Origin of the sequence: Azotobacter beijerinckii (assembly GCF_900110885.1) — a bacterium.
In the GTDB taxonomy this organism is placed as follows: domain Bacteria; phylum Pseudomonadota; class Gammaproteobacteria; order Pseudomonadales; family Pseudomonadaceae; genus Azotobacter; species Azotobacter beijerinckii.
In genome coordinates this window covers 1-25,043 of record NZ_FOFJ01000003.1, presented here as the reverse complement: position 1 = coordinate 25,043, position 25,043 = coordinate 1, and the positions used below count along the sequence as shown (strand labels likewise).

The 25,043-nt window shown below is 66.2% G+C and carries 26 protein-coding genes; 12 read left to right on the top strand and 14 right to left on the bottom strand.

Annotated elements, in window-relative coordinates; all coding sequences use genetic code 11:
* The 9 genes from nifS (at position 1) to BMY22_RS01925 (ending at position 7,601) form a co-directional block, all read left to right on the top strand.
* The gene (nifS, locus tag BMY22_RS01965; RefSeq protein WP_090619152.1) at positions 1-1,209 is read left to right on the top strand and encodes a cysteine desulfurase NifS; all 1,209 of its coding nucleotides are present in this window, start codon (positions 1-3) and stop codon (positions 1,207-1,209) included.
* A gap of 76 nt (positions 1,210-1,285) precedes the next feature.
* Positions 1,286-2,440, top strand: coding sequence for a homocitrate synthase (gene nifV, locus BMY22_RS01960; RefSeq protein WP_090619151.1), 1,155 nt, complete (start codon positions 1,286-1,288; stop codon positions 2,438-2,440).
* Positions 2,437-3,231 carry a serine O-acetyltransferase gene (cysE, locus tag BMY22_RS01955; protein WP_090619149.1) on the top strand — a complete coding sequence of 265 codons (795 nt, stop codon included), beginning with the start codon at positions 2,437-2,439 and terminating at the stop codon, positions 3,229-3,231. The genes nifV and cysE overlap by 4 nt, the downstream gene beginning before the upstream one ends.
* Positions 3,232-3,259: 28 nt before the next feature.
* Positions 3,260-3,799 carry a tetratricopeptide repeat protein gene (locus tag BMY22_RS01950; protein ID WP_090619148.1) on the top strand — a complete coding sequence of 180 codons (540 nt, stop codon included), beginning with the start codon at positions 3,260-3,262 and terminating at the stop codon, positions 3,797-3,799.
* Positions 3,796-4,143, top strand: a complete 348-nt coding sequence (gene nifW / locus BMY22_RS01945; protein ID WP_090619146.1) for a nitrogenase-stabilizing/protective protein NifW — start codon at positions 3,796-3,798, stop codon at positions 4,141-4,143. Before BMY22_RS01950 ends, nifW begins: the two co-directional genes overlap by 4 nt.
* A 19-nt stretch (positions 4,144-4,162) precedes the next feature.
* A complete protein-coding gene (locus tag BMY22_RS01940; RefSeq protein ID WP_090619145.1) occupies positions 4,163-4,645 on the top strand; it encodes a nitrogen fixation protein NifZ in 483 nt (160 codons plus the stop codon).
* On the top strand, positions 4,635-5,516 hold the full coding sequence (nifM, locus tag BMY22_RS01935) for a nitrogen fixation protein NifM (protein WP_090619143.1): 882 nt from the start codon (positions 4,635-4,637) through the stop codon (positions 5,514-5,516). Before BMY22_RS01940 ends, nifM begins: the two co-directional genes overlap by 11 nt.
* Complete coding sequence (gene clpX / locus BMY22_RS01930) at positions 5,509-6,831, top strand: ATP-dependent Clp protease ATP-binding subunit ClpX (protein ID WP_090619141.1); 1,323 nt, start codon at positions 5,509-5,511, stop codon at positions 6,829-6,831. The genes nifM and clpX overlap by 8 nt, the downstream gene beginning before the upstream one ends.
* A 227-nt stretch (positions 6,832-7,058) precedes the next feature.
* Complete coding sequence (locus BMY22_RS01925; RefSeq protein WP_090619140.1) at positions 7,059-7,601, top strand: flavodoxin; 543 nt, start codon at positions 7,059-7,061, stop codon at positions 7,599-7,601.
* Between the two features lie 393 nt (positions 7,602-7,994).
* Here the strand turns inward: BMY22_RS01925 and BMY22_RS01920 are convergent, their stop codons facing one another.
* From BMY22_RS01920 to BMY22_RS01910, 3 genes are all read right to left on the bottom strand, one after another.
* Positions 7,995-8,312, bottom strand: coding sequence for a hypothetical protein (locus tag BMY22_RS01920; protein WP_090619138.1), 318 nt, complete (start codon positions 8,310-8,312; stop codon positions 7,995-7,997).
* Positions 8,313-8,794: 482 nt separating this feature from the next.
* Positions 8,795-9,106: a hypothetical protein gene (locus tag BMY22_RS01915; protein WP_090619137.1), complete on the bottom strand. Its 312-nt coding sequence runs from the start codon at positions 9,104-9,106 to the stop codon at positions 8,795-8,797.
* 239 nt (positions 9,107-9,345) lie between these two features.
* Positions 9,346-9,699: an NADH:ubiquinone oxidoreductase gene (locus tag BMY22_RS01910; RefSeq protein ID WP_090619135.1), complete on the bottom strand. Its 354-nt coding sequence runs from the start codon at positions 9,697-9,699 to the stop codon at positions 9,346-9,348.
* Positions 9,700-9,819: 120 nt separating this feature from the next.
* Between BMY22_RS01910 and BMY22_RS01905 the strand changes: the two genes are divergently transcribed.
* Both BMY22_RS01905 and BMY22_RS01900 read left to right on the top strand, forming a co-directional pair.
* Positions 9,820-10,779, top strand: coding sequence for a CobW family GTP-binding protein (locus tag BMY22_RS01905; RefSeq protein WP_090619384.1), 960 nt, complete (start codon positions 9,820-9,822; stop codon positions 10,777-10,779).
* Positions 10,780-10,860: 81 nt separating this feature from the next.
* Complete coding sequence (locus BMY22_RS01900; RefSeq protein WP_090619133.1) at positions 10,861-11,742, top strand: alpha/beta fold hydrolase; 882 nt, start codon at positions 10,861-10,863, stop codon at positions 11,740-11,742.
* Between the two features lie 42 nt (positions 11,743-11,784).
* Here BMY22_RS01900 and BMY22_RS01895 read toward each other — a convergent pair whose 3' ends face one another.
* From BMY22_RS01895 to BMY22_RS01845, 11 genes are all read right to left on the bottom strand, one after another.
* Complete coding sequence (locus BMY22_RS01895; RefSeq protein WP_090619132.1) at positions 11,785-12,195, bottom strand: DUF3301 domain-containing protein; 411 nt, start codon at positions 12,193-12,195, stop codon at positions 11,785-11,787.
* Between the two features lie 79 nt (positions 12,196-12,274).
* Entirely contained in the window at positions 12,275-12,760 is a 486-nt protein-coding gene (locus BMY22_RS01890) for an acyl-CoA thioesterase (protein WP_090619130.1), read from the bottom strand.
* A gap of 144 nt (positions 12,761-12,904) precedes the next feature.
* Complete coding sequence (locus tag BMY22_RS01885) at positions 12,905-13,918, bottom strand: DUF5924 family protein (RefSeq protein WP_090619383.1); 1,014 nt, start codon at positions 13,916-13,918, stop codon at positions 12,905-12,907.
* 40 nt (positions 13,919-13,958) lie between these two features.
* Complete coding sequence (locus BMY22_RS01880) at positions 13,959-15,698, bottom strand: Na/Pi cotransporter family protein (protein ID WP_090619128.1); 1,740 nt, start codon at positions 15,696-15,698, stop codon at positions 13,959-13,961.
* A 188-nt stretch (positions 15,699-15,886) separates the two neighbouring features.
* Positions 15,887-16,789 carry an AEC family transporter gene (locus BMY22_RS01875; RefSeq protein ID WP_090619126.1) on the bottom strand — a complete coding sequence of 301 codons (903 nt, stop codon included), beginning with the start codon at positions 16,787-16,789 and terminating at the stop codon, positions 15,887-15,889.
* 100 nt (positions 16,790-16,889) lie between these two features.
* Positions 16,890-18,887 (bottom strand): DUF7844 domain-containing protein, encoded by a 1,998-nt coding sequence (locus tag BMY22_RS01870; RefSeq protein ID WP_090619125.1) that lies wholly within the window; start codon positions 18,885-18,887, stop codon positions 16,890-16,892.
* Complete coding sequence (locus BMY22_RS01865) at positions 18,884-19,198, bottom strand: DUF2388 domain-containing protein (RefSeq protein ID WP_090619123.1); 315 nt, start codon at positions 19,196-19,198, stop codon at positions 18,884-18,886. The genes BMY22_RS01870 and BMY22_RS01865 overlap by 4 nt, the downstream gene beginning before the upstream one ends.
* Positions 19,199-19,432: 234 nt before the next feature.
* Positions 19,433-19,753 carry a DUF2388 domain-containing protein gene (locus BMY22_RS01860; RefSeq protein ID WP_090619121.1) on the bottom strand — a complete coding sequence of 107 codons (321 nt, stop codon included), beginning with the start codon at positions 19,751-19,753 and terminating at the stop codon, positions 19,433-19,435.
* A 231-nt stretch (positions 19,754-19,984) separates the two neighbouring features.
* Positions 19,985-21,418, bottom strand: coding sequence for an NAD(P)(+) transhydrogenase (Re/Si-specific) subunit beta (locus tag BMY22_RS01855; protein ID WP_090619120.1), 1,434 nt, complete (start codon positions 21,416-21,418; stop codon positions 19,985-19,987).
* The gene (locus BMY22_RS01850) at positions 21,419-21,727 is read right to left on the bottom strand and encodes an NAD(P) transhydrogenase subunit alpha part 2 (RefSeq protein ID WP_039800922.1); all 309 of its coding nucleotides are present in this window, start codon (positions 21,725-21,727) and stop codon (positions 21,419-21,421) included.
* 10 nt (positions 21,728-21,737) lie between these two features.
* Positions 21,738-22,910, bottom strand: a complete 1,173-nt coding sequence (locus BMY22_RS01845) for a Re/Si-specific NAD(P)(+) transhydrogenase subunit alpha (protein ID WP_090619118.1) — start codon at positions 22,908-22,910, stop codon at positions 21,738-21,740.
* A 360-nt stretch (positions 22,911-23,270) separates the two neighbouring features.
* Here BMY22_RS01845 and BMY22_RS01840 point away from each other — a divergent pair, with 360 nt between their 5' ends.
* Positions 23,271-24,494 carry a CaiB/BaiF CoA transferase family protein gene (locus BMY22_RS01840; RefSeq protein ID WP_090619116.1) on the top strand — a complete coding sequence of 408 codons (1,224 nt, stop codon included), beginning with the start codon at positions 23,271-23,273 and terminating at the stop codon, positions 24,492-24,494.
* The last annotated feature ends 549 nt before the right edge of the window (positions 24,495-25,043 follow it).

Below are 25,043 nucleotides of genomic sequence, written 5' to 3'. Positions count from 1 at the left end.
ATGGCAGACGTCTATCTGGACAACAACGCCACCACCCGGGTGGACGACGAAGTCGTCCAGGCCATGCTGCCGTTCTTCACCGAGCAGTTCGGCAACCCCTCGTCGCTGCACAGCTTCGGCAACCAGGTCGGCCTGGCGCTGAAGAAGGCCCGCCAGAGTGTGCAGAAGCTGCTCGGCGCCGAGCACGACTCGGAAATCATCTTCACCTCCTGCGGCACCGAGTCGGATTCCACCGCGATCCTCTCGGCGCTCAAGGCCCAGCCCGAGCGCAAGACGGTCATCACCACCGTGGTCGAGCACCCGGCGGTGCTGAGCCTCTGCGACTACCTCGCCAGCGAGGGTTACACCGTGCACAAGCTGCCGGTGGACAAGAAGGGCCGCCTGGACCTGGACCATTACGCCAGCCTGCTGGACGACGACGTCGCGGTAGTGTCGGTGATGTGGGCCAACAACGAGACCGGCACACTGTTCCCGGTCGAGGAAATGGCGCGCATGGCCGATGAGGCCGGCATCATGTTCCACACCGATGCCGTGCAGGCGGTGGGCAAGGTACCGATCGACCTGAAGAACTCGGCGATCCACATGCTTTCGCTGTCCGGCCACAAGCTGCACGCGCCCAAGGGCGTCGGCGTGCTCTATCTGCGCCGTGGCACCCGCTTCCGTCCGCTGCTGCGCGGCGGTCACCAGGAGCGCGGTCGCCGGGCCGGTACCGAGAACGCCGCTTCGATCATCGCCATGGGCGTGGCCGCCGAGCGCGCGCTGGAGTTCATGGAGCACGAGAACACCGAGGTCAAGCGCCTGCGCGACAAGCTGGAGGCCGGCATCCTCGCCGTCGTGCCCCACGCCTTCGTCACCGGCGATCCGGACAACCGCCTGCCCAATACCGCCAACATCGCGTTCGAGTACATCGAGGGCGAGGCCATCCTGCTGCTGCTGAACAAGGTCGGCATCGCCGCCTCCAGTGGCTCGGCCTGCACCTCCGGCTCCCTGGAGCCCTCCCACGTGATGCGCGCCATGGACATTCCCTATACCGCTGCCCACGGCACCGTGCGTTTCTCCCTGTCGCGCTACACCACCGAGGAGGAGATCGACCGGGTGATCGCCGCCGTACCGCCGATCGTCGCCCAGCTGCGCAAGCTGTCGCCCTACTGGAGCGGTAGCGGTCCGGTGGAAGATCCGGGTAAGGCGTTCGCTCCGGTCTACGGCTGAGTCGCCGCCCTGCGGGAGCGTATCCCGCAGGAAACCGCCCCCGCGGGGAGCCCCGCCCGAGTTGTTGGAGAAAGCCATGGCTAGCGTGATCATCGACGACACCACCCTGCGTGACGGCGAACAGAGTGCCGGGGTCGCCTTCAATGCCGACGAGAAGATCGCCATCGCGCGTGCGCTCGCCGAGCTGGGCGTGCCGGAGCTGGAGATCGGCATTCCCAGCATGGGCGAGGAAGAGCGCGAAGTGATGCGCGCCATCGCCGGCCTCGGCCTGCCTTCGCAGCTGCTGGCCTGGTGCCGGTTGTGCGACTTCGACCTCGATGCCGCGCGCTCCACCGGCGTGACCATGGTCGACCTGTCGCTGCCGATCTCCGACCTGATGCTGCGCCACAAGCTCAATCGCGATCGCGACTGGGCCTTGGGCGAGGTGGCCCGGTTGGTCGGCAAGGCGCGCATGGCCGGGCTCGAGGTATGCCTGGGCTGCGAGGACGCCTCGCGGGCGGATCAGGAGTTTATCGTGCAGGTGGGGGCGGTGGCGCAGGCCGCCGGCGCCCGCCGCCTGCGCTTCGCCGATACCGTCGGGGTGATGGAGCCGTTCGGCATGCTCGATCGCTTCCGCTTCCTCCGCCAGCGCCTGGATATGGAGCTGGAGGTCCATGCCCACGACGACTTCGGTCTGGCGACCGCCAATACTCTGGCGGCGGTGATGGGCGGTGCGACCCATATCAACACCACGGTCAACGGGCTCGGCGAGCGTGCCGGCAACGCCGCGCTGGAAGAGTGCGTGCTGGCGCTGAAGAACCTTCATGGCATCGACACCGGCATCGATACCCGCGGCATCCCGGCGATCTCCGCGCTGGTCGAGCGGGCCTCGGGACGCCAGGTGGCCTGGCAGAAGAGCGTGGTCGGCGCCGGGGTATTCACCCACGAGGCCGGCATCCACGTCGACGGCCTGCTCAAGCATCGGCGCAACTACGAAGGGTTGAATCCCGACGAACTCGGCCGCAGCCACAGCCTGGTGCTGGGCAAGCATTCCGGCGCGCACATGGTGCGCAACAGCTACCGCGACTTGGGCATCGAGCTGGCGGATTGGCAGAGCCAGGCGCTGCTCGGCCGCATCCGTGTCTTTTCGACCTGCACCAAGCGCAGCCCGCAGGCGGCCGAACTGGAGGACTTCTATCGCCAGCTGTGCGAGCAGGGGACCTCCGAACTGGCCGCGGGAGGTCTGGCATGAGCCTGTTTGCGCAATGGCGCGAGGATATCCGCTGCGTCTTCGAGCGCGACCCGGCAGCCCGCACCACCTTCGAGGTGCTGACCACCTATCCGGGCGTGCACGCGATCATGCTCTACCGCCTCGCCCATCGCCTGTGGCGGGCCGAGTGGCGCTACCCGGCGCGGCTGCTGTCGTTCGTCGCCCGCCTGCTGAGCAATGTCGACATCCATCCCGGGGCCGTCATCGGGCCGCGTTTCTTCATCGACCACGGCGCCTGCGTGGTGATCGGCGAAACCGCCGAAATCGGCAAGGATGTGACGCTCTACCACGGGGTCACCTTGGGCGGTACCAGCTGGCGCAAGGGCAAGCGTCATCCGACCTTGGGCGACGGCGTGCTGGTCGGCGCCGGGGCGAAGATCCTCGGCCCGATCACCATCGGCGCCAACGCCCGGGTCGGCGCCAATTCGGTGGTGGTCCAGGACGTGCCGGATGGCTGCACCGTGGTCGGCATCCCCGGCAAGGTGGTCAAGCTGCGCGAAGCAGGCCAGCTCAACCCCTATGGCATCGACCTCGACCACCATCTGATTCCCGACCCGGTGGGCAAGGCCATCGCCTGTCTGCTGGAGCGCATCGATTCGCTGGAGAAGAAGGTCGAGGGGGGCGGTCTGGTCGCGGTCGGCAGCCAGCAGCAGTTCTACCAGGGCTGCAATCCCGACAACAGCATCTGCGAGAGCGATTGTGCCGGCGGTGCTACCGCTCTGGCCCAGCCGGCCAGCCGCCGGCGTGCCGCACCCGCTTCGGTGAGCGAGTGATCGGCGGGTATACGGGGAGCGATTGACTATGGATCTGCAGGACTTCGACAGCGACAGCCTGTATTACGACGAGCCGCTCGCCCCGGAGGTGTCGGCCCGTCTGGCCGCGGCTGCCGAGCAGTACGGCGAGGGCACCGCCGAGCAACCGCTGCTCGAGGCGCAAGCGCTCGCGCCGGAAGACCTGACGGTGCTGGTCGGCCTGTATCGCTTCTACTACTACCAGCATCGCTATCAGGACGCCCTGCAGATCGCCCACCGGGCGCTGGAGGTGGTCGGTCCCCGGCTGTGCCTGCCCGCGAACTGGCGCAAGATCGACGCCGGCCAGCTCGCCGTGGCGGCCGAGCGGGGTATTGCGCTCCTGCGTTTCTACCTGCTGGCACTCAAGGGCGCCGGCTATCTGAACCTGCGTCTGGGCCGATTCGAGCAAGGCAAGTCCATGCTCGCCAAGGTCGTCGAGCTGGACACGAACAACCGCCTGGGCGCCAGGCTGCTGTTGGACGTGCTGGCCGAACACAGCGCTGAAATCCTGACTTTTCCCACTGCGGCCAACGCGGAGATACGACCATGACCGTGCAACCCTTTTCCCCGGATTCCGACCTGACCCTGGACGAGGCTATGGACGAGCTGGTATCGGCCGAAGACTTCCTCGAGTTTTTCGGCGTACCCTTCGATCAGCCGGTCGTGCACGTCAATCGGCTGCACATCATGCAGCGTTATCACGATTACCTGACCAAGGCCGGCGATCTGGACGCGCACGACGACCAGGCGCGCTATGCGGTCTATCGCCAGCTGCTGGCGCGCGCCTATCTGGATTTCGTCGAGTCCGACGCTCTGACCGAGAAGGTGTTCAAGGTCTTCCGCATGCACGAGCCGCAGAAGACCTTCGTTTCCATCGACCAGCTGTTGAGCTGAGCACAGAGGGGGAAGCGCCATGCTGCCGCAGTTTGAATACGGTGATGAAGTACGCCTGATCCGCAACGTGCGTAACGACGGCACCTATCCGGGCATGGATACCGGCGCTCTGCTCATTCGCCGCGGTGCGGTGGGCTGTGTGTACGACGTCGGCACCTACCTGCAGGACCAACTGATCTATCGCGTGCATTTCCTCAGCGAGGGGCGCACCGTCGGTTGTCGCGAGGAGGAGCTGATCCTTGCCTCGGCACCCTGGATCCCCAACCTGTTCGAGTTCCGCGACAACGTGATCGCCACCCGCAGTCTCGCCGTGCGGGGCCAGGTGCTGGTGAAGCGGGGCCAGGTCGGCAGCATCATGAAGGTGCTGCGCGATCAGCCCGAGGACGGCGTCCAGTACCACGTGCATTTCGGCGACGGGCTGGTGTTGCAGGTTCCCGAACAGAGCTTGGCGATGGCCGAGGCGGGGGCGGGGGCGGCTCTGGAGGTGCTTGATGAATTCTGAGCGTTTCGGCGACGGCGACAGCCGTTATTACCTGCTGAAGATCGCCCACGAGCAGTTCGACTGCGCGCCTGGCGCGCTCAGCGAGGAGCAGCTCCAGCAGGCCGACCGGATCATCGGTCGGCAGAAGCATATCGAGGATGCCGTGCTGCGCAGTCCGGATGCGGCCGGCGTGGTGGTTCCGGCTTCCCAGGTCGAAGAGGCCTGGGCGCAGATCGCCAGCCGCTACGAGACCGTCGAGGCGCTGCAGCAGGCCCTCGACGAGCAGGGGTTGGATGCCGTCGGCATGCGCGCCATGCTGGCCCGGGATCTCAAGGTCCAGGCCGTCCTCGACTGCATCTGCGCCGGTCTGCCGGACATCACCGATACCGACGTGAGCCTCTACTACTTCAATCATCCCGAGCAGTTCAAGGTTCCGGCCCGGCACAAGGCCCGGCACATCCTGGTCACCGTCAACGAGGACTTCCCGGAAAACTCCCGCGAGGCCGCCCGGACGCGTATCGAGGCGATCCTCAAGCGGCTGCGTGGCAAGCCGGAACGCTTCGCGGAGCAGGCGATGAAGCATTCCGAATGCCCCACCGCGATGCAGGGTGGGCTGCTTGGCGAGGTGGTTCCGGGTACTCTCTATCCCGAGCTGGACGCCTGCCTGTTCCAGATGGCACGGGGGGAGCTGAGTCCCGTGCTGGAGTCGCCGATCGGTTTCCACGTGCTGCTCTGCGAAAGCGTGAGCCCTGCCCGGCAGCTGACCCTCGAGGAAATCCTGCCGCGCCTGCGCGACAGGCTGCAGCTTCGGCAGCGCAAGGCGTATCAGCGCAAATGGCTGGAAAGCCTGCTCCAACAAAAGGCCACTTTGGAGAACCTCGCCCATGGATAAAACGGACAAACCCTGCTGCTCGTTCTGCGGCGCGGAAAAGAGCCCGACGGTCCCGCTGATCGCCGGCAACGACGGGCGAATCTGCGAAGCCTGCGTCAAGCTGGCCCATCAGGTGGTCAGCAGCTGGGGGCAGCGGCGCAAGAACCAGCAGCTGGCGCCGCAGCTGCGCACCCCTGCGGAATACAAGAAGCACCTGGACGAGTCGGTGATCGGCCAGGAAGCGGCCAAGGAAACCCTCTCGGTTGCGGTCTACAACCACTACCTGCGGCTGCTCAACTGCGACCGCGAGCCGGTCTGCCAGCTCGGCGAACAGGTCGAGCTGGAGAAGTCCAACATCCTCATGGCCGGTCCCTCGGGCACCGGCAAGACCCTGCTGGTGCGCACCCTGGCGCGCATTCTCGGGGTTCCCTTCGCGATGGCCGACGCCACCACCCTGACCCAGGCCGGTTATGTCGGCGACGATGTCGACAGCATCATCACCCGCCTGCTCGATGCGGCCGGCGGCGACGTGCAGCAGGCGCAGTGGGGCATCGTCTACATCGACGAGGTGGACAAGCTGGCCAAGCGCAGCGGTGGCGGCACGGCGGTGCGCGACATCTCCGGCGAAGGCGTGCAGCAGGCCCTGCTGAAGATGGTCGAGGGTACCGAGGTACGGATCAGCAAGTCCGGCCGGCGCAGCGAGCACAGCGAAGAGCAGGTGGTGGATACCCGCAACATCCTGTTCATCGCCGGCGGCGCCTTCCCGGGGCTGGAAGCCATGGTTTCCAGCCGTATCCAGCCGAAGAACACCGGCATCGGCTTCCATGCCCAGCCGCGTCGGGAAGCCCCGTCGATCAACGAGCTGATGGCCTCGCTGCTGCCGGACGACCTGCACGAGTTCGGCCTGATTCCCGAGTTCATCGGTCGCTTCCCGATCATCACCTTCCTCCAGGAACTTGACCACGCCACCTTGCTGCGCATCCTCACCGAGCCGCGCAACGCGCTGGTCAAGCAGTACAAGCAGCTGTTCGCCTATCAGGGCGTCGAGCTGGTGATCACCGATGCGGCCCTCAGCCACATCGCGGATCAGGCGCTGACCCGCAAGACCGGCGCCCGCGGCCTGCGTGCGGTACTGGAGGCGGCCTTGCAGCAGACCATGTTCAACATGCCCTCGCAGCCGCTGCTGCGGGTCTGCACGCTGGACTTGGTCGAGCGCGAGGACGGCGACAGCGCACTGCAGGTTCTGACCGGGCTGGCCGACGAAGGCCGCGAACCGCTCCAGGCCTGTCCGTCCGTCGCAGTGGAGGAGAAATCCGTACTGTCGGCCGATCTTTGAGGTGTTGTAAAAACGACAAGGCCAGCCTGTCTGCCGCTTCCTTGGCGTCGCATTTGCGACAGGGTTTTTTGCTTTTATAAAAAATACTTGTAAATCAATAAGTTGGTAACTGTGGTCGGGCTCTGGAGAGTGGTCTGTTTCTTGCTACCACTCATCGGCCAGCCAGGTGTGCAAGCCCGGAGACTGGCGCCCCGACCACGATCATGCACGCAGCCAGAGGTTAAGTTATGGCCAAGATTGGACTCTTCTTCGGTAGCAACACCGGTAAAACCCGCAAGGTCGCCAAGTCGATCAAGAAGCGTTTCGACGACGAAACCATGTCCGATGCAGTGAACGTCAACCGCGTTTCCGCGGAAGACTTCGCCCAGTACCAGTTCCTGATCCTGGGCACCCCGACCCTCGGCGATGGCGAACTCCCCGGTCTGTCCACCGACTGCGAGAGCGAGAGCTGGGAAGAGTTCCTGCCGAAGATCGAAGGCCTCGATTTCAGCGGCAAGACCGTGGCCCTCTTCGGTCTGGGCGACCAGGTCGGCTATCCCGAGAACTTCCTCGATGCCATGGGCGAGCTGAGCGAGTTCTTTGCCTCGCGCGGCGCCAAGCTCGTAGGCGCCTGGCCGACCGACGGCTACGAGTTCGAAAGCTCTGCTGCTGTGGTTGACGGCAAGTTCGTCGGCCTGGCACTGGACCTGGACAACCAGAGCGGCAAGACCGACGAGCGAGTCTCTGCCTGGCTGGCCCAGATCGCTCCCGAATTCGGGCTGTCCCTGTAAGGGGTCGATCCGGTCATGCAGCGTTGCTGCATGACCGGCTGCCCGACGAGTCGCCTTTCTTCGCCCTCTCTGCGCCATTCGGTGCACGATCTCTTGCTGCAGGAGATCCGTCACTACCCTGCCGGTCGCTCTCTTTTCCATTCAGTCGAATGCCTGGGCAGCTCGCCTTCCGCTTCCGGCTCGGTTTTTCCGTCTCTTTTTCATCGCGACGACGTCGCTGCACTCATGGGGCTGCCTGGAGTGGCAGGGTGCACGCCACGCCGAGTGGGGCAGTGCCCTGCAGCCCGTCCCGTGCACTCGGGAGGGACACGGGTTCCGGGGGAGAAATGCGCCAGATCTGCCCGGATGGGAGGACGGACAGACCCGGCGACTTAAACGGTGGCGGATGTGGATTCAGCGATAGCTGCCGCCAACACCGGCCAGTGCGGTGGCTTCGCGATAGGCGCGGTTGCCACGGGACCTGACCGCTTCGCCAGCGGCCAGTTCGTTACTCGGAGCGCGCAGCACCTTCTCGTCGCCGAGCAGTGCCCCGATGCCGGCGCCGACCAGCATGCCGATCGAGCTGCCGATGACACTGATCATCAGCCCGCTCATGCCGCCGCCCGGCTTGCCGGCAGCCTGCTCCGTGGTTCTCTCGACACCTTCGACGGCATGTGCGCTACCGGCGGTCAGCAGGGTGAGGGTCAGGGCCAGGGTGCCGAGCTTTTTCATGGCAGCTCTCCGCAGAAGGCTTCAGCAGATCTTTGATCTTATATATCCACGAAGCATGCCAATGAAATTTATGATTAAAATCAATCAGTTATATAATTTTGCGGGATTTCATAAGCGACAAAGTGTCGTTATGGCTACAAAAGTTTGTCTCGTTTCTCACAAAAAACCGCGTTTTCATTGATCTGGATCAAGAAGGGTAGTGTGGTTTTGTGCTTGAGCCTTTACCGGGTATTGCTGGCGATTGGCGGTGCCACTCCTGCGGTTCGATGGCGATGGGCTTGCTGGCTCCGGCGTGTGCACTCTGCTTGCCCGATACGGCCGTTCCTGGCCGGGCGAGCGGTCCGTACGTCCGGTTCGGGTCGGGCTGGGGCGTGATGGGGGCTATTCAGGGGGAGGTGATCGAGTCGGGGTGCGGTAACCCCTTGCGATCGGGCGGGTCGCTGTGGAGGCGGCCCGGCAGCGCTCCGGGGCCGCAGAAATGCTCAGCGGAGAGGGCGCGTGCCGTCGTTGGCGTCGGCCAGGGTGGCGGCTCTGTCGGTCGTCTTGGTGTGCGGGCGGTTGCCGCGGATCTCGACCTGCTCGCCGACAACGAAGTGGCGGTGGGGGGAGCGCACGATCTTCACTGTGCCGCTGTCGGTGCGCGTGCGATCACTGCCGCCGAAGGCTTGCGGAGTAGCGCCGCCCAGAACCTTGGCGAAGCTCCGGCCTTGGGTTTCCTCGATGCTTTCGGCGGCGTTGGCACCGCTGGCGGTCAGCAGGCCGAGGGTCAGGGTCAGAATGCCGAACTTTTTCATGACGGCTCCTCCGAGGAGCGTTCCGGTGGGATTCGCTAGGGGATTTCCACGAAACGTGCCAGGTGGCTGGATATGGGAAATCAATTAGTTAGCCATGAAGGGGCGACGAGGTTCGCGACAAGATGTTGCGACTACGACAAGGAAATTGTCGGCTAGTCGCCAGAAGAAGCGCTTTTGTTGATCGTAGTCAGTGAAATGCCCGTGAAGACATGATTTGCCCGCGCCTTGCGGGGGCCTGTTCAGGGCGCGATCCACTGGCCTTTGCTGCGGCTTTCGCAGGATGGTTTGAGGTAGCGGGCGTCGCTGGCGACACCGTAGTAGTGGATATCCTGGTGATAGGCGGTGCCCTCGACCCGTGCCTCGCGGCAGATGCCGAAGCTGCCCTGCGGGCAGTGCTCGGTGAAGCTCACCTCGGTCGTCTGTCCGGCGAGCTGCGGCTGGCAGAAGCCTTCGCGGAACAGCTTGGCCGGGATGCTGCGGTTTTCCTGGCAGATCCGCACCTCGACCCGCTCGGCCCTGCTGTGCACCGTGCAGGCCTCGGCCAGGGCCTGGCCGGACAGGGCAAGAGACAGGGACAGCAGGAGCAGGCGCATGGGGATTCCTCCGGGATGGGCGCGCGCGACTCTAGCATGTCGCGGCCGCTCGCCGCCGCCAGCGGGTGGCTCTGCCGCGACGGGCTTCCCGCTCGCTGCAAAAAGCCCCACCATGCCCGGATGCTGAAGAACATCCCCACCCACCTGATCGCTGGCCCTCTCGGCGCCGGCAAGACCAGCCTGATCCGCCAGTTGCTGGCGCAGAAGCCGGCTGCCGAGCGCTGGGCGGTGCTGATCAACGAATTCGGCCGGATTGGCCTGGACGCCGCCCTGCTGGACAGCGGTGCGGACGGCATCGCCTTCGCCGAAGTTGCTGGCGGCTGCCTGTGTTGCGTCAACGGCGCACCCTTCCGGGTCGGTTTGGCGCGTCTGCTGCGCAAGGCCCGACCCGACCGTCTGCTGATCGAGCCCTCCGGGCTCGGTCATCCGGGCGAGCTGTGGCGCCAGCTCGCTGCACCGCCCTGGGTCGGGGTGCTGGCGCTGCAGCCCGCCGTGCTGGTACTGGATGCCGCCGCCCTGGCCGCCGGCGAGGCCTTGCCGGCGAGCCAGGCGGAAGCGCTGGCTGCGGCTGGGTTGCTGGTTCTGAACAAGGCGGAGTCGCTGGACGAGTCGGCGCGGATACGACTGGCCGAGCGGCTGCCGCCGCGTCCACTGTACTGGACCTGCCAGGGCGCGTTGCCGCTGGCGCTGCTGCCGGGGCTGGCCGCCCGTGCTGAGCCGGGCGCCGGACCGCCGGGCGAGGCGCCGGAGCTGGCGGAGGTCTGGCTCGATCCGGGCCGGCCGGTCTGCGCCAGCCAGACCCGGACCGAAGGCTGGAGCATTGGCTGGCGTTGGCATGCCAGCCAGCGTTTCGCGTTGTCGGCTGTCCAGCGCTGGCTGGCCGGACTGCCCTGGCGGCGTGCCAAGCTGGTCCTGCGCACCGAGGCCGGCTGGTTGTCCGGCAATGCGCTGAACGGCGAGCCGATCCGCTGGCAGCCTAGCGAGTGGCGCCGGGATTCGCGGCTGGAACTGATCTTCGCCGACGCCGGCGACGAGGCCGCGCTCCAGGCCGGGATGACGGCCTGCCGCCTGCCGGAGTGAATTTCCTGGCCGCGGCGCATGGCTGCGCGCCGTGGCGTCCGGCTATACTGCTTCGTCCCTCACCCTCCATGGACGGTGCGCATGATCCTGCATTCCTGGTCCCACGCCACCTCGGCCGGCTTTACCCTGCGCGGCTGGCACAGCACGCCGAGCGGCAGGCCGCTGCTGCACTTTCTGCACGGCAACGGCTTTTGCGGGAGGACCTACGAGCCGCTGCTACGCGTGCTGGCCGCAGATTTCGACCTCTGGCTGTGCGATGTCCAGGGACATGGCGACAGCGACCACGGCGGCCGCTTCCAGGGCTGGAACCGTACCGCCGAGCTGGCACTGGAGGCTTTCCAGGCCGGTCTCGGACGTTTCGGCGAGGTGCCGCGCCACGCCTGCGGGCACAGCTTCGGCGGAGTGCTGAGCTGCCTGATCCTGGCTCGCGAACCGGACTTGTTTCAGCGTGCGGTGCTACTTGATCCGGTGCTGTTCGGTCGGGCGATGATCGGCGCGCTGGGCTTTTCCGAGCTCTTCGGACTGCAGCGTTTCAATGCTCTGGCACGCCAGTCGGCGACGCGCCGCCGGCACTGGCCCGACCGCGCCACCGCCTATGCCTGCCTGCACGGTCGCGGCGTCTTCCGGGGCTGGAGCGACGCGGCATTGCGCGCCTACGTCCAGCACGCCCTGAAGGAGTCTGCGGACGGCGGTATCGAGCTGAAATGCCGGCCGAGCCGGGAGGTCGAGATTTTCAACTCCTTCCCCCGTCGCCTCTGGCCGGCGCTGGTCGGGGTGCGCACGCCGACCCTGCTGCTCAACGGCCAGCGCAGCTTCCCTTTCATCACCCGTTCGACGGCGCGCTGGTGCGCGATGAATCCCCACGTCGGCGCCCATACGTTGCCCGGCGGGCACTGCTTCATGCAGGAGCGGCCCGAGGAGAGCGCCGAACGGGTGGCTGGCTTTCTTCTGCAGCGGGGGTGAAGCGAGGGAGGAGGCTTGGGCCTGTCGCAGGCGCGCGGGATTTCAGTGGTGGCGCTGTTCGTGCAGAGGATGCGTGCGTCGCCATTGGTCGAGCTGGATCACCTCGGCGGAGTGCTGGTGGTGTGGCTGCGGCGGTGCGGGGAAGGGATGGGCGCCCAGTTCGATGCGCGCGACGTGGTGGCCGAACATGACGATGTTGCCGTTGTAGCGCTGTTCGCCGGTGACGGTGAATTCGAAGTCGTAGATCCGCGCCAGGCGCTGGCGACCGCGGGCGTCGGGGTGCAGACCGAAGCTGCGCAGGGCGACGTTGTCGTCGAGCAGTTCGACGTCCACTTTCGTGCAGTGCTGCCTGACTGCGGCCAGGGCCTGCTCGCGCAGGCCATGGGTATGCCACAGCCAGGCACCGATGCCTGCCAGCAGCAACAGAATGAACAGGTTGGCGAGAGTCAGCATGATTGTTGTTGTTTTACCTGTGACGTCGAGCCCAGCTTAGTCGATCTGCCGGTCGACGCCTGTGCATTCGTCGTCTGGATTAGGAGGCCTTGTTCTTGATCTGCCGGTAGCGTGTTTCCAGCTCCTGACGCAGTTCGCGGCGCCGTTTGGCCTGTTCGTAGCGGCGCTTTTCCTGCTCCGTGGTGGGCTGCAGCGGCGGCACCTGGGTGGGCTTGCGGTTCTCGTCGAGCGCCACCATGGTGAAGAAGCAGCTGTTGGTGTGGCGCACGGTGCGTTCGCGGATGTTCTCGGTGACGACCCGGATGCCGATTTCCATGGATGAGCTGCCAGTATAGTTGACCGACGCGAGGAAGGTCACCAGCTCGCCGACCTTGATCGGCTGGCGGAAGGTCACCTGGTCCACGGAAAGGGTCACGGCATAGCGGCCGGCGTAGCGGCTGGCGCAGGCATAGGCGACTTCGTCGAGTAGCTTGAGCAGCGTACCGCCGTGCACGTTGCCGGAAAAGTTGGCCATGTCCGGCGTCATCAGTACGGTCATCGTCAGCTGCGCGTTAGCATATTCCATACGGATCTCCTAGTATCCTAATGGTGGGGTGGGGCGTAATGCCGCAACGATAACCGAATTGAGCGAATTTGCCTGCAGCTAATTGCCAGCGAGTCGACTAAAGAGTCTTCCCGGCCGTCTGGGACGGTCATTTCGGGCTATCGACTATTCGACGACTTTGAAGCGTAGCACGCCGATCAACTGGCCGGCCTCGGTCTGCACGCGGACTTCCCAGCGGCCGAGGGCGTTCTCGGGGAAGCGTCGCTTGTGGCTCCAGGCGCGGTAGCCCTCCTGGCGGCCGCCGCGGATCTCCAGGGGAATGCGGTCCACCTCCCGGCCGGCATGCCGCCAGACGTGGTAGATGCGCTCGTTCAGCCCGCGGGGAGCGTGGATCGAGGTATAGGCGTAGAGGCCCTGGGCGTGCAGCCGAGCCAGATCGATGCGTTTGAGACTCGCCCCCGGCTCGCGGTTGCGTCCGTCCATTTCCAGGCTCACCGCCACCTCGCTCAGCCACAGGGTGGCCGGCGGCACCCAGGCGCGCGCCCACCAGCCGGCACCGCCGAGGGCAGCCAGCAGGCCGAGTAGGATTAGCCGGCGCCGCCAGTTCTGTTCGCGCAGTGCGCCGAGCAGGCTGGGGAAGGCCAGCAGCACGGTGCTGGCCAGGGCCAGTCGGTAGCTTTGCGGCGTCGCCAGCTGGTAGATCAGCGGTAGGGTGGTGAGCAGCACGGCGAACAGGGTCAGGCAGTGGAAGGCCATGAGCGCCCAGCGCCGCGGTGCCAGCCAGTGGTAGTACAGCGGATCGACGATCGATACCAGCGCGGCCAGGCCGAGCAGGCTGGTGAAGACCGCCTGGCCGCTGTTCCAGGTGGTAGTGGTGAAGAAGAACGGCAGGACGAAGAACAGGCTTTCCTGATGGATCATCTGCGTCGCATAGCGCAGCAGCGGCGGCGGCAGATCCAGCCTGAACCAGCGACTGAGGCTGCGGGTCAGCAGGTTCTCCAGCAGCAACCAGACCCAGCTCACCAGCATCACCAGGGCGATGAGGCTGGCCAGACTTTCCTTGCGCTCGACCAGCAGGAAGCTGGCCAGGCCGGAAGCGAAGCCGAACAGGGCGAGCGCGCGAGGGTAGCGGCTGGACAGAGCGATCAGTTGCTGGAGGCGGGTTTTCCAGGGCTGCATGGACTGCATGGCGGCGTCATCGGGGAGCGGAGGGCGAATTCTAGCCGCAAGGCGTACCCGGTCGCGCCGCCGGGTTTTCCGCGACCCGGCCGACCGGCCTGTTCGCTGCGTCGTCGAGCAGCAGGCGGCGCAGCTCGCCGTCCAGGCGGTCCCGCTCGGGTTTTTCGTCCGGGCGGTCGGCGGCCTGGGCTTCGGCTTCCAGCACCACGTAGGCACTGCAGCAGAACAGCGAGTTGAGGCGCTTCATGTCCTCCAGCAGCTCCAGGTGGGTCGAGCCGGTTTCGGGGCTGTGCAGCACCTGGCGGTGCAGGCGGTCGACATGGGCGTGAGCCAGGCGCCGCTCGAGGGCGCGGAAGCGGCGCTTCTGGCGCAGCAGCTGGCGCGCGCTGCGCGGATCGCCGGAGAGAAACACGCTCAGTCCCAGGCGCAGGTTGGCCAGCAGCTCGGCGTGCAGTTCCGCCAGCTCTTCCAAATCGATGCGGGCGAAGCTCTGCCGTTCGGTCCGGCGCTGCATCTTGCCGAGGATGTAGCCGGCCTGCCGCAGGTTGACCGCCAGCTCGATGATCTCCGCCCAGCGGCGATCTTCCGCCTCGTCCAGCGCCTCCCGCGGCAGTCTGGCCAGGTACAGCTTCACCGCTCCGTAGAGTGCGTCCAGATCCTCCTCGAGACGGCGGAGCTCCCTGCCCGCCTCGGCCCGGCGGCCCTGCAGCACGCCCTGCAGATGACCGAGCATCCGTTCGACCAGATCGCCGATGCGCAGGGTCTCGCGCACCGCATTGGCCAGCGCCAGGATTGGCGTGGTCAGGGCATTCGGGTCCAGGTAGCGTGGCTGGGCGATGCTGTTTTTTTCCGTCGCCCGCTCCGGCAGCAGTCGGGTGCACAGGCGTGCCATCGGGGTGACGCTGGGCAGCAGCAGCACGCACCGCAGGCTGTTGTAGGCCAGATGAAAGCCGATCACCTGATCCTGCAGGCTGAGCGGCAGCTTCTGCATCCAGGCTACCAGCGGATCGAGCAGCGGCAGCACCAGCAGCAGTCCGAGCAGCTTGTAGAGCAGGTTGCCGAGGGCGACCCGCCGTCCGGCGGCGACCAGCAGGCTGCTGTTGAGATAGGCGAGCACGCCGCTGCCGATGTTGGCGCCGATCACCAGGCCGATGGCCAGCGGCAGATCGATCAGTCCCGCGCCGGCCAGGGTCGCAGTGAGCAGCACCGCAGCCAGGCTGGAGTAGGTGAGCATGGCGAACAGGGCGCCGATCACTGCCGCCAACAGGAGGTCTCCGGTCAGCGAGGCGAACAGCAGGCCCAGTCCCTGGGCGTGGGTGATGGGTTCGCTGGCTGCGACGATCAGCTCGAGGGCGAGCATGATCAGGCCGAGGCCGATCGCCACCCGGCCGAGCTGGCCGGGGGGATTCTGCTTCTGCGCCAGGAACAGGCTCACGCCGCAGAGCAGCAGCAGCGGCGGCAGCCAGGACAGATCGAGGGTCAGCACCCGCGCCATCAGCGCAGTGCCGACGTCCGCGCCGAGCATCGCCGCCAGCGCCGGAGCCAGAGCCATCAACCCCTCGGCGACGAAGGCACTGGCCAGCAGGGCCGTGGCGTTGCTGCTTTGCACCAGTGCGGTGACCCCGATACCGGCGAGAAAGGCCAGCGGCGTCCGGCGCATGCTGTGGCTGAGCAGACGGCGCAACTGTGCGCCGTAGACGCGCAGGATGCCGGTACGGACGATATGCGTGCCCCACACGAGCAGGGCAATGGCAGATAACAGATGAAGCAGTGTAAGCATGCCGGGGGCCCCTGCAGCGGACAACGAGAGCGCCAGCGCGCGCCCCCCTGCAGCGCAGCGGTGGCCACGCTCCGGGGCGCCTTTTTTGATTCATATCATATTTCTGTCACAAAAAGGGTCCCGCTGTGCCGAAAGAGGCGGTCTGTCGGGGGGCGCTACGGACGACGGGGGCGCGCTCCGGTTCCGGCTCAGGGCAGCAGCGTCAGCACCAGCGGCAGGCTGGCCGCCGCCAGCAGGGTCTGCAGGGTGATGAGGCCGGCCATCAGGTGGCCGTCGCCGCCCAGCTGGCGGGTCAGCACGTAGGCGGTGGGGGCGGTGGGCAGGGCGAAGAACAGCACCAGCACGCTGCTTTCCAGGGGCGGCAGGGCGAGCAGGCGGGCCACCGCCCAGGCCAGCAGCGGCATGGCCAGCAGGCGCAGGGCGCAGTTCCAGCCCAATGTCGGCAGCTCCCCGTCGAGCTCTCGCGGTTGCAGGGCGGCGCCGACGCAGAGCAGGCCGAGCGGCAGGCTGGCGGCGGCGAGCAGGGACAGCAGCCGCTCGCTGCCGGCGGGCAGCGCCAGCCCCGTCAGATTGACCAGCGTGCCGGCCAGGCAGGCGAGGATCAGCGGGTTCCTCAGGGTCGGCAGCAGCGTGCGGGCGCCGACCCCGCGCTCGGCGGTCAGCGCCCAGACCGACAGCAGGTTCACCGTCGGCACCAGCAGCGCCAGCATCAATGCGGCCAAGGCCAGTCCCGGCGGGCCGAACAGGTTGCCGATCGCGGCCAGGCCGAGATAGGTATTGAAGCGCAGCAGGCCTTGGGCGAGGGCGCCGAAGCGGGCGGCCGGCCAGCCGTGCCGCCGTCGCCCCAGCAGCAGGGCGGCCCAGGCCAGGCCGAGGCCGAGCAGCGTGGCCGCCGCCAGGCGCGGCAGGGCCGGATTGCCCTGCGGCGCGCCGGCCAGACTGTGGAACAGCAGGGCGGGGAACAGGATGAAGTAGTTCAGCCGCTCGGCGCCGGGCCAGAAGCCTTCGCCGAGGAGATCCCGGCGACGCAGCAGATAGCCGCCGACGATCAGGGCGAACAACGGCCAGAGGGCCAGCAGCAGGGTAGGCATGTCGTTCCCCCGTCAGGATTCGCCCCATCTTGGGCGGGGAGAGGCGCGGGACGCAAGGCCGGAGCCGACCGGCACTCCTTCCGGGGTTGAACGGGGATACTCAGCGCTGGGGCGCCGGGCGGGCAGCTTCGCTGCCGGGCAGTTGCAGTCCGTCGCTGGCCTTGTGCAGGGCGCGCAGGTGCTCGCCGAGCTGGCGGAGGTTGGCTTCGACGGCCTGTAGTTCGCTCAGGCGCTCGGGCTCCAGCAGGGCGCGCAACTCCCGGTCGAGCTCGTCGTTGAGCTGACGCAGGCCACGGTGGCGGGCGGTGCTCTGCGCTTCGAGGCGTGGCCATTCGCCGGCCTGGGGCAGGCCGTAGCCGCCGTCGAGCAGCTCCGCCGGACGGCTCAGAAAGCCGCTGCTGGCGAGGATCTTGTTCAGGGTGTCGCCGGCCCTGGCCATGTCCGGCCCGGCGTTGCGGCCCTCGCGGTGGCCGAGGTAGCGCTGCTTGAGTTCTTCCTGGGCGAGCAGCAGCTGACGGCGCATGGCCGCCTGCTCGAGCAGCAGCAGGGCCGCACTGGCACGCAGGTCGGCGCGGGCGAGCCAGGGACGGCGCTCGCCGGCGGACAGGGTGAGCCAGTCCTCGACGCTGCCCTGGGGCACCGGCAGGCGCTGGCGCAGGATCGCGAACATCGCCTGGTAGCGCTCGCGGAAGGAGTCGAAGCGATAGCCCAGGCGCAGCGCTTCCTGTAGATCGCTCAGTCGGCTGCGGTCGGCCAGGCCGCGGCCGACCAGCAGCTCCAGCAGGCCGTTGGGCATGATGCTGTCGAGACTTTCCAGCTCGGCGCGGGCGGTGCCGGCCCGCAGCAGCTTGAGGGTTTCCACCGCGCAGTTGTTGGACAGGAACCAGTAGTCGCCGTCGTAGCTCCAGTGCTGTTCGGCAGCGTGCTCGACCAGTGTGCGGCGTTCGCCTTCGCTCAGCCTGAGCGGTACGGAGGCCAGGCTGCGCAGCTCGATCTTGGTGTATTCGTCGATCACCTGATTGAGCGGCAGGACGAACAGCCGCGAGGGGTAGCTGCCGGTCAGGCCGTCCCAGCTGGAGAGCTGCACGTCGCCGACGAAGGCGCGGTAGGAGAGCACCAGATGATGGTCCAGATCCAGCCGGCAGGCCGGTCCGCGCGGCCGGCCGGGAGCGCAGATCACCAGGCGCAGCATGCTGTGGCCCCAGCGGCTGACCCAGTTGTCGTTGGCCTCAGCGAACAGGTAGTCGACCTCGTAGACCCGTTCGGGGTCGAGCTGGCCGAGGGGCTGGCGGGCGAAGTCGCGGCCGGCATTGAGGTAGGGGTAGGTCGGCGGGCACTCGGCGCGCGCTGCCGGTGCCCAGCCGAAGTGCTCCTGGAAGTAGCGGTACAACGAGGGGCGCCGGCAGGCATAGGCGGGATCGAGCAGGAAATACTCGAGATTCACCGCGACGAATTCGCGGGGATTGCGCAGTTCGTAGAGGTCCGGGCTGCGCGCCACCTGGCCGTTGTCCCGCTCGCGCTGGCCACGGCGGCCGACGGCCTGCTGCCAGCCGGCCAGATCCAGCAGGCGGGGATCGTCGGAGAGAGTGAAGCGGCGCGCGGTCTGGCCACGGCAGCGCTCCGCCAGGCCGACCGGGCCGAGGCTGCCGGCCTGTTGGCTGCAGCGGTTCGACAGCCGCCGCTGTTCCGCCGTCCAGGCGCGGCTGCGGTCGTAGAGGTGGGTCAATTCGTGCAGCACCGTGGCCAGCAGTTCGCGGCGTACCGTGCCGTGGGGGCGACCGGTCCGGGCGCTGGCCGCCGAGCCGTTGGCCAGCCCTGGCAGCAGGCGGGCGTTGAGTTCGAGACGGTCGGGACGGCTGGCGCGGCCGTAACCGTTTTCCGGCAGATGTGTACTCCAGCGCACTTCCACGGTACGGTCCAACTGCTCGCGCAGGCGCGGCGGCAGGGCGGCCCGGGCTTCGTCGAGCAGGGTCTGGCTGGCCTGGCGCTGGGCTTCGCTCAGGCCTTCGGCGTACAGGGCGAGGCGCAGGTCGGCCGGCACGCCGGAGCTGGCCAGCAGCAGGGCAGCGCCGAGCAGCCCGACGCCGAGTCTGGTCAACGGGCGAGGATGGCTTCGGCCAGGGCCTGGTCGCTGGCTTCGCGGGCTTCCGGCAGACGCTCGCGGATGGCACCGAGGGCGGCTTCCAACTGTGCGCCGCGGATGGCGCCCTCGCTGGCGACGAAGCTGGCGGCATCGTCGCGAGCGTCGATCACCACTTTCATGTCGCGGATCGAGGTGGTGGTGTCGGAGGTGAAGTCGATGGTGCGGTCGAAGGCGCGTACCACGATGTTGCTGGTCTGCTCGAGGCTTCGGGCCTGGGTGGTGGTGCTGAGCAGCAGCAGGGTGATGGCGAGCAGGGAATGACGCATGGCGGATATCTCGGTTACGGTAGTAGGCGTTCGATGGGCTGGGCGGCCAAGGCCATGCCCGCGGACCGGCAGCCGGCGTGCCGGGGCGACAGCCGCTGGTCGCGGGGCGGAAAAGTAACGGAATCCATCTCGTCGGACCAGTGCCCCGGGACCGACGGGGGAGGGGCCTGTGCTCCCGGCGGATTTGCTGGGCCGACTGCCGCCAACCCGGCGGCGAGGGGGATCGGCGGTCGTTCAGCGGGCGAGAATGGCCTGGGCCAGTTGCAGGTCGCTGGCAGCCAGCTGCGGATGCTTGCCGCGGAGATGTGTGAGCGCGGCCTCCAAGTGTGCGCCGCGGATGGCGCCTTCGCTGGCAACGAAGCTGGCGGCGTCGTCGCGGGCCTCCAGCAGCAGCTTGTTATCGTCGTCATCGTCGGAAGAAACGTCGGAAGTAGCATCACTGGTGCCGGCGGTGGCACGGCCGACCGCATCGGTGGTGACCACAAAGCTGGTGGCCGAGGCGCTGGTGACCGCGAGCAACAGTGCCGCGGCGCTTAAAAGGTGCAGACGAGACATGGGAACACTCCTTTCGGCTTGGCAATAGGGACGCGTACTGCAGAGCACCGCCTACGAAAGCTCCATCGCTTAGCGGCGCAGTTTAGTGCAAGCCATCCAGGGCCAGCCAGTCTGGCATCGGCGCTCGTGAGAGCGCTCGTTCATTTTTCATATCGCCACAAGGCAAACGCCCCGAACGAGTCGGGGCGTTTGTCGGCCGCTCTCGCGGGCCGCTTCGGAGGAGGTTAGGTTTTAGGCGACGGCCTTGACCATGTCCTCAAGGACCTTCTTGGCATCGCCGAACACCATCATGGTCTTGTCCAGGTAGAACAGTTCGTTGTCCAGGCCCGCATAGCCGCTGGCCATGGAGCGCTTGTTGACGATGATGGTCCTGGCCTTGAAGGCTTCCAGGATCGGCATGCCGGCGATCGGCGACTTGGGATCGTTCTTCGCCGCCGGGTTGACCACGTCGTTGGCGCCGAGCACCAGCACCACGTCGGTCTGGCCGAACTCGGAGTTGATGTCCTCCATTTCGTAGACCTGCTCGTAGGGCAGTTCGGCCTCGGCCAGCAGCACGTTCATGTGCCCGGGCATGCGGCCGGCGACCGGGTGGATGGCGAACTTCACGTCGACCCCGTGTTCGGTGAGCTTTTCAGCCAGCTCCTTCAGGGCGTGCTGGGCGCGGGCCACCGCCAGGCCGTAGCCGGGAACGATGATCACGCTGTCGGCGTTGGAGAGCAGGAAGGTGGCGTCGTCCGCCGAGCCGGACTTGACGTTGCGCTGTTCCTGGGCGGCCTCGGTGCTGGCGGTGGCGTCGGCGCCGAAGCCGCCGAGCAGCACGTTGACGAACGAGCGATTCATCGCCTTGCACATGATGTAGGAGAGGATCGCGCCGCTCGAGCCGACCAGCGAACCGGCGACGATCAGCATCGAGTTGTTCAGCGAGAATCCGATACCGGCCGCGGCCCAGCCCGAGTAGCTGTTGAGCATCGACACCACCACCGGCATGTCGGCGCCGCCGATGGGGACGATCAGCAGCACGCCGATGGCGAAGGCCAGCAGCAGCAGCAGGGCGAAGGCGCCGGTGCTGCCCTTGAGGGTGAAGATCAGGCCGAGGCCGAGGATGGCCAGGCCGACCAGCAGGTTGATCAGGTGCTGGCCCTGGAAGCGTACCGGCGTGCCCTGGAACAGGCGGAACGTGTACTTGCCGGAGAGCTTGCCGAAGGCGATCACCGAGCCGGAGAAGGTGATGGCACCGATGGCTGCGCCGAGAAACAGTTCCAGGCGGTTGCCGGCCGGGATCGGCGTATCGATGGACTGCACGATGCCCAGCGACTGCGGCTCTAGCACCGCGGCGATGGCGATGAACACCGCCGCGAGACCGATCATGCTGTGCATGAAGGCGACCAGCTCGGGCATCTTGGTCATTTCGACGCGCCTGGCCATCAGGGTGCCGATGCCGCCGCCAAGCAACAGGCCGAGGAGGACGAAAGCGATGCCGCTGCCGGCGATCTCGGCGTTCAGCTTGAATACCAGGGCCAGGGTGGTGAGGGCGGCGATGGCCATGCCGGCCATGCCGAACAGGTTGCCGCGCTGCGAGCTGGTCGGGTGCGACAGGCCTTTCAGTGCCTGGATGAAGCACACCGAGGCGATCAGGTAAAGAAGGGTGATCTGGTTCATGCTCATTTATTTGGCCTCCGCCTTCGCCGCTTTCTTCTTGAACATTTCCAGCATGCGCCGGGTGACCAGGAAGCCGCCGAACACGTTGACCGCGGCCAGGGCCACGGCGAGGGTGCCCATCAGCTTGCCCAGGCCGGTCTCGGTGAGGGCGGCGGCGAGCATGGCACCGACGATGACGATCGCGGAAATCGCGTTGGTCACCGCCATCAGCGGGGTATGCAGGGCGGGTGTGACGTTCCACACCACGTGGTAGCCGACATAGATCGCCAGCACGAAGATGATCAGGTTGTAGAGCCCGTCGGAAATCAGGTCCATGTTCTTGTCCTTATGCGTTTTCTTTCGTTGCCCGCGGTACGGCAGCCGAGGGGCTGGGCGCACCGCCATTGGTCCGTACGACCCGGCCGCCTTCGCACATCAGGCAGGCCTTGACGATGTCGTCTTCCAGGTCGAGGTGAAAGTGACCGTCCTTGTCGACCACCAGCTTGAGGAAATCCAGCAGGTTGCGCGCATAGAGGGCAGAAGCGTCAGCCGCTACCAACGCAGGCAGGTTGCTGTGGCCGACGACGGTCACGCCGTGGCGGACCACCACCTCGTCGGGCACCGTCAGCGGGCAGTTGCCGCCCTGGGCGGCGGCGAGGTCGACGACCACCGAGCCCGGCTTCATTTCCTGCACGGTGGCCTCGTGCAGCAGGGTCGGCGCCTTGCGGCCGGGAATCAGCGCGGTGGTGATGACGATGTCGGCCTGTTTGGCGCGCTCATGCACCGCTCTGGCCTGACGCTCCATCCACGACGGCGGCATCGGTCGGGCATAGCCGCCGACGCCCTCGGCGCACTGGCGCTCCTCGTCGGTTTCGAAGGGGACGTCGACGAACTTGGCGCCGAGGGATTCGATCTGCTCCTTCACCGCCGGGCGCACGTCGGAGGCTTCGATCACCGCCCCTAGGCGCTTGGCCGTGGCGATGGCCTGCAGGCCGGCGACGCCGGCCCCAAGGACCAGCACGCGGGCGGCCTTCACCGTGCCGGCGGCGGTCATCAGCATCGGCATGAAGCGCGGATAGTGGTTGGCGGCGAGCATCACCGCCTTGTAGCCGGCGATGTTGGCCTGCGAGGACAGCACGTCGAGGCTCTGCGCCCGCGAGGTGCGCGGCGCCGCCTCCAGGGCGAAGGCGGTGATGCCGCACTCGGCCATGCGCGCGATGTTGCCGTCGTCGAAGGGGTTGAGCATGCCGACCAGCACTGCGCCGGTCTTCATCTGTGCCAGTTCGGCCGGGCTGGGGGCGACGACCTTGAGCACGAGGTCGGCGCCGAGGGCGGCCGCCGCATCGCCGATTGTCGCGCCGACCGCCTCGAAGGCGCTGTCCGGAAGACTGGCCTCGAGTCCGGCGCCGCTCTGCACGGTCACCGTGTGGCCTTGACCGAGCAGTTTCTTCACCGTTTCCGGCGTAGCGGCAACCCTTGTTTCCCCGCTGTGGGTTTCTAGTGGAACGCCAATATGCACGTTTGTTCTCCTTGTTTGATTTCGTAACTCTTCCCTGGACCAAGGCTCGGTAGAGCCCCGGTCGGGTACAGCAAAGCGCTAGTCAGCCATGGCAATTGAGCGGCCGCACTGATCGGTGTCATCCGCTTTCGGCAAGGTTGCGTGCGCTGTCGGCTTGGTTGGCAGATGAGCCTCGAGCGGACTACCCATTCCGCACGCCGATCTAGTCTAAAAACTTGCACCCCTACTTTAGTCTAGAATTCATGCGCGATGAGAGTGGGTGGAAGCACAAAGGTTGCATTCTTTTCGTCGCGGCGGCCGATGGCTGATTCGTTGCACTAGGCTTTGGATATCCTGCTTTATGGAGTGAGCAGATTTCCCATGCCCGGTGCTCTTTCTTCGATCCGCGTGCTCGATCTTTCCCGGGTGCTCGCCGGGCCATGGGCCGGGCAGACCCTCGCCGATCTCGGTGCCGAGGTGATCAAGGTCGAGCGTCCCGGCACGGGCGACGACACTCGCCGTTGGGGGCCGCCCTTCCTTAAGGATGTCCGAGGCGATGACACCTCGGAGACGGCCTACTACCTCTCGGCCAACCGCAACAAGCAGTCGATTACCCTTGACTTCACACGGCCCGAAGGCCAGCAGCTGATGCGCGACCTGGCGGCCCGCTCCGATGTGCTGCTGGAGAATTTCAAGGTTGGCGGTCTGGCTGCCTATGGCCTCGACTATGCCTCGCTCAAGGCCGTCAATCCGCGGCTGATCTATTGCTCCATCACCGGCTTCGGCCAGACCGGACCCTATGCGGAGCGCGCCGGCTACGACTTCATGATCCAGGCCATGGGCGGGCTGATGAGCCTGACCGGGCGTGCGGAGGGAGAGGCCGGTTCCGGGCCGCTCAAGGTCGGCGTGGCCCTGACCGATATCCTCACCGGACTCTACGCGGCCGTCGCCGTGCTGGCGGCGTTGTATCACCGAGAGCGGAGCGGCATCGGCCAGTACATCGATCTGGCCCTGCTCGACGTCCAGGTGGCCTGTCTGGGCAATCAGGCGCTGAACTACCTGGCCACCGGCCGGCCGCCGCATCGGCTTGGCAACGCCCATCCGAACATAGTGCCGTACCAGGATTTTCCGACGGCGGATGGAGACTTCATCCTTGCCGTGGGGAACGATGAACAGTTCCGTCGCTTCTGTGAGGTGGTTGGTCATCTTGAGTGGTCCATGGATACGCGCTTTTCGACCAATCAGGCCCGTGTCCTCCATCGTGACGAGTTGATTCCGTTGATCCGTCAAGCCACGGTGCTCCGCACCACCGCCGATTGGGTGGCTGTTCTGGAGGTGGCAGGCGTTCCTTGTGGACCGATCAACGACTTGGCCCAAGTGTTTGCCGACCCGCAAGTCGTTGCCCGCGGGCTTCAAATGGAGCTGCCGCACCCCTTGTCCGGCAAGATACCGCAGGTGGCCAGTCCCATTCGGCTATCTGCCACGCCGGTTTCGTATCGACAGGCGCCTCCGTTGCTCGGAGAGCATGCCGAGTGGGTGCTCTCCAATGTGCTGGGGCTTGACGCAGAGCAGATCGCCGCTTTGCGGCAGAGTGGGGTGATTTGACTGTTGTGGCTGAACGCATTTCGCCTCGGGCTTGGCTGCAGTCTTTTATGGGGGCTGCATTGGTCTGTTGCATCGGGTCCTGTGGACTATATTGAAACGATGGATTGCTTATCCATTACCCAGGTGAGGGGGGAGGCGCATATACATATATAGAGAGCAGCGATTCTCGGCTGAGTTGATCTCTGGATCGTGGGGATTTGCTGATTAAAGGAATATTTCAATTTCCTATTGACGTCAAAAGTTAACGCCCTATAATGCGCCCCACTTCCTGAGCAGGTCTGCAGAAGTCCTTGTAAATCAAGGAGTTGGTTGCGGAGTCTGGCGGGTTGGAGAGTTGGGCGGCGGCGGTGAAAGAAACTTCATCGAAGTGCTTGACAGGTTAGAAGGCTGCTGTAGAATGCGCGGCCTCGGTTGAGACGAAAGGCTCAAGCGAAACGCTCTTTAACAAGTTGAATCAAGCAATTCGTGTGGGTGCTTGTGGGGATAAGACCGGTGGTCGCAAGATTATCGGCAACACAAGCAACACTCGTGAATTCATGAGTTTGTTTG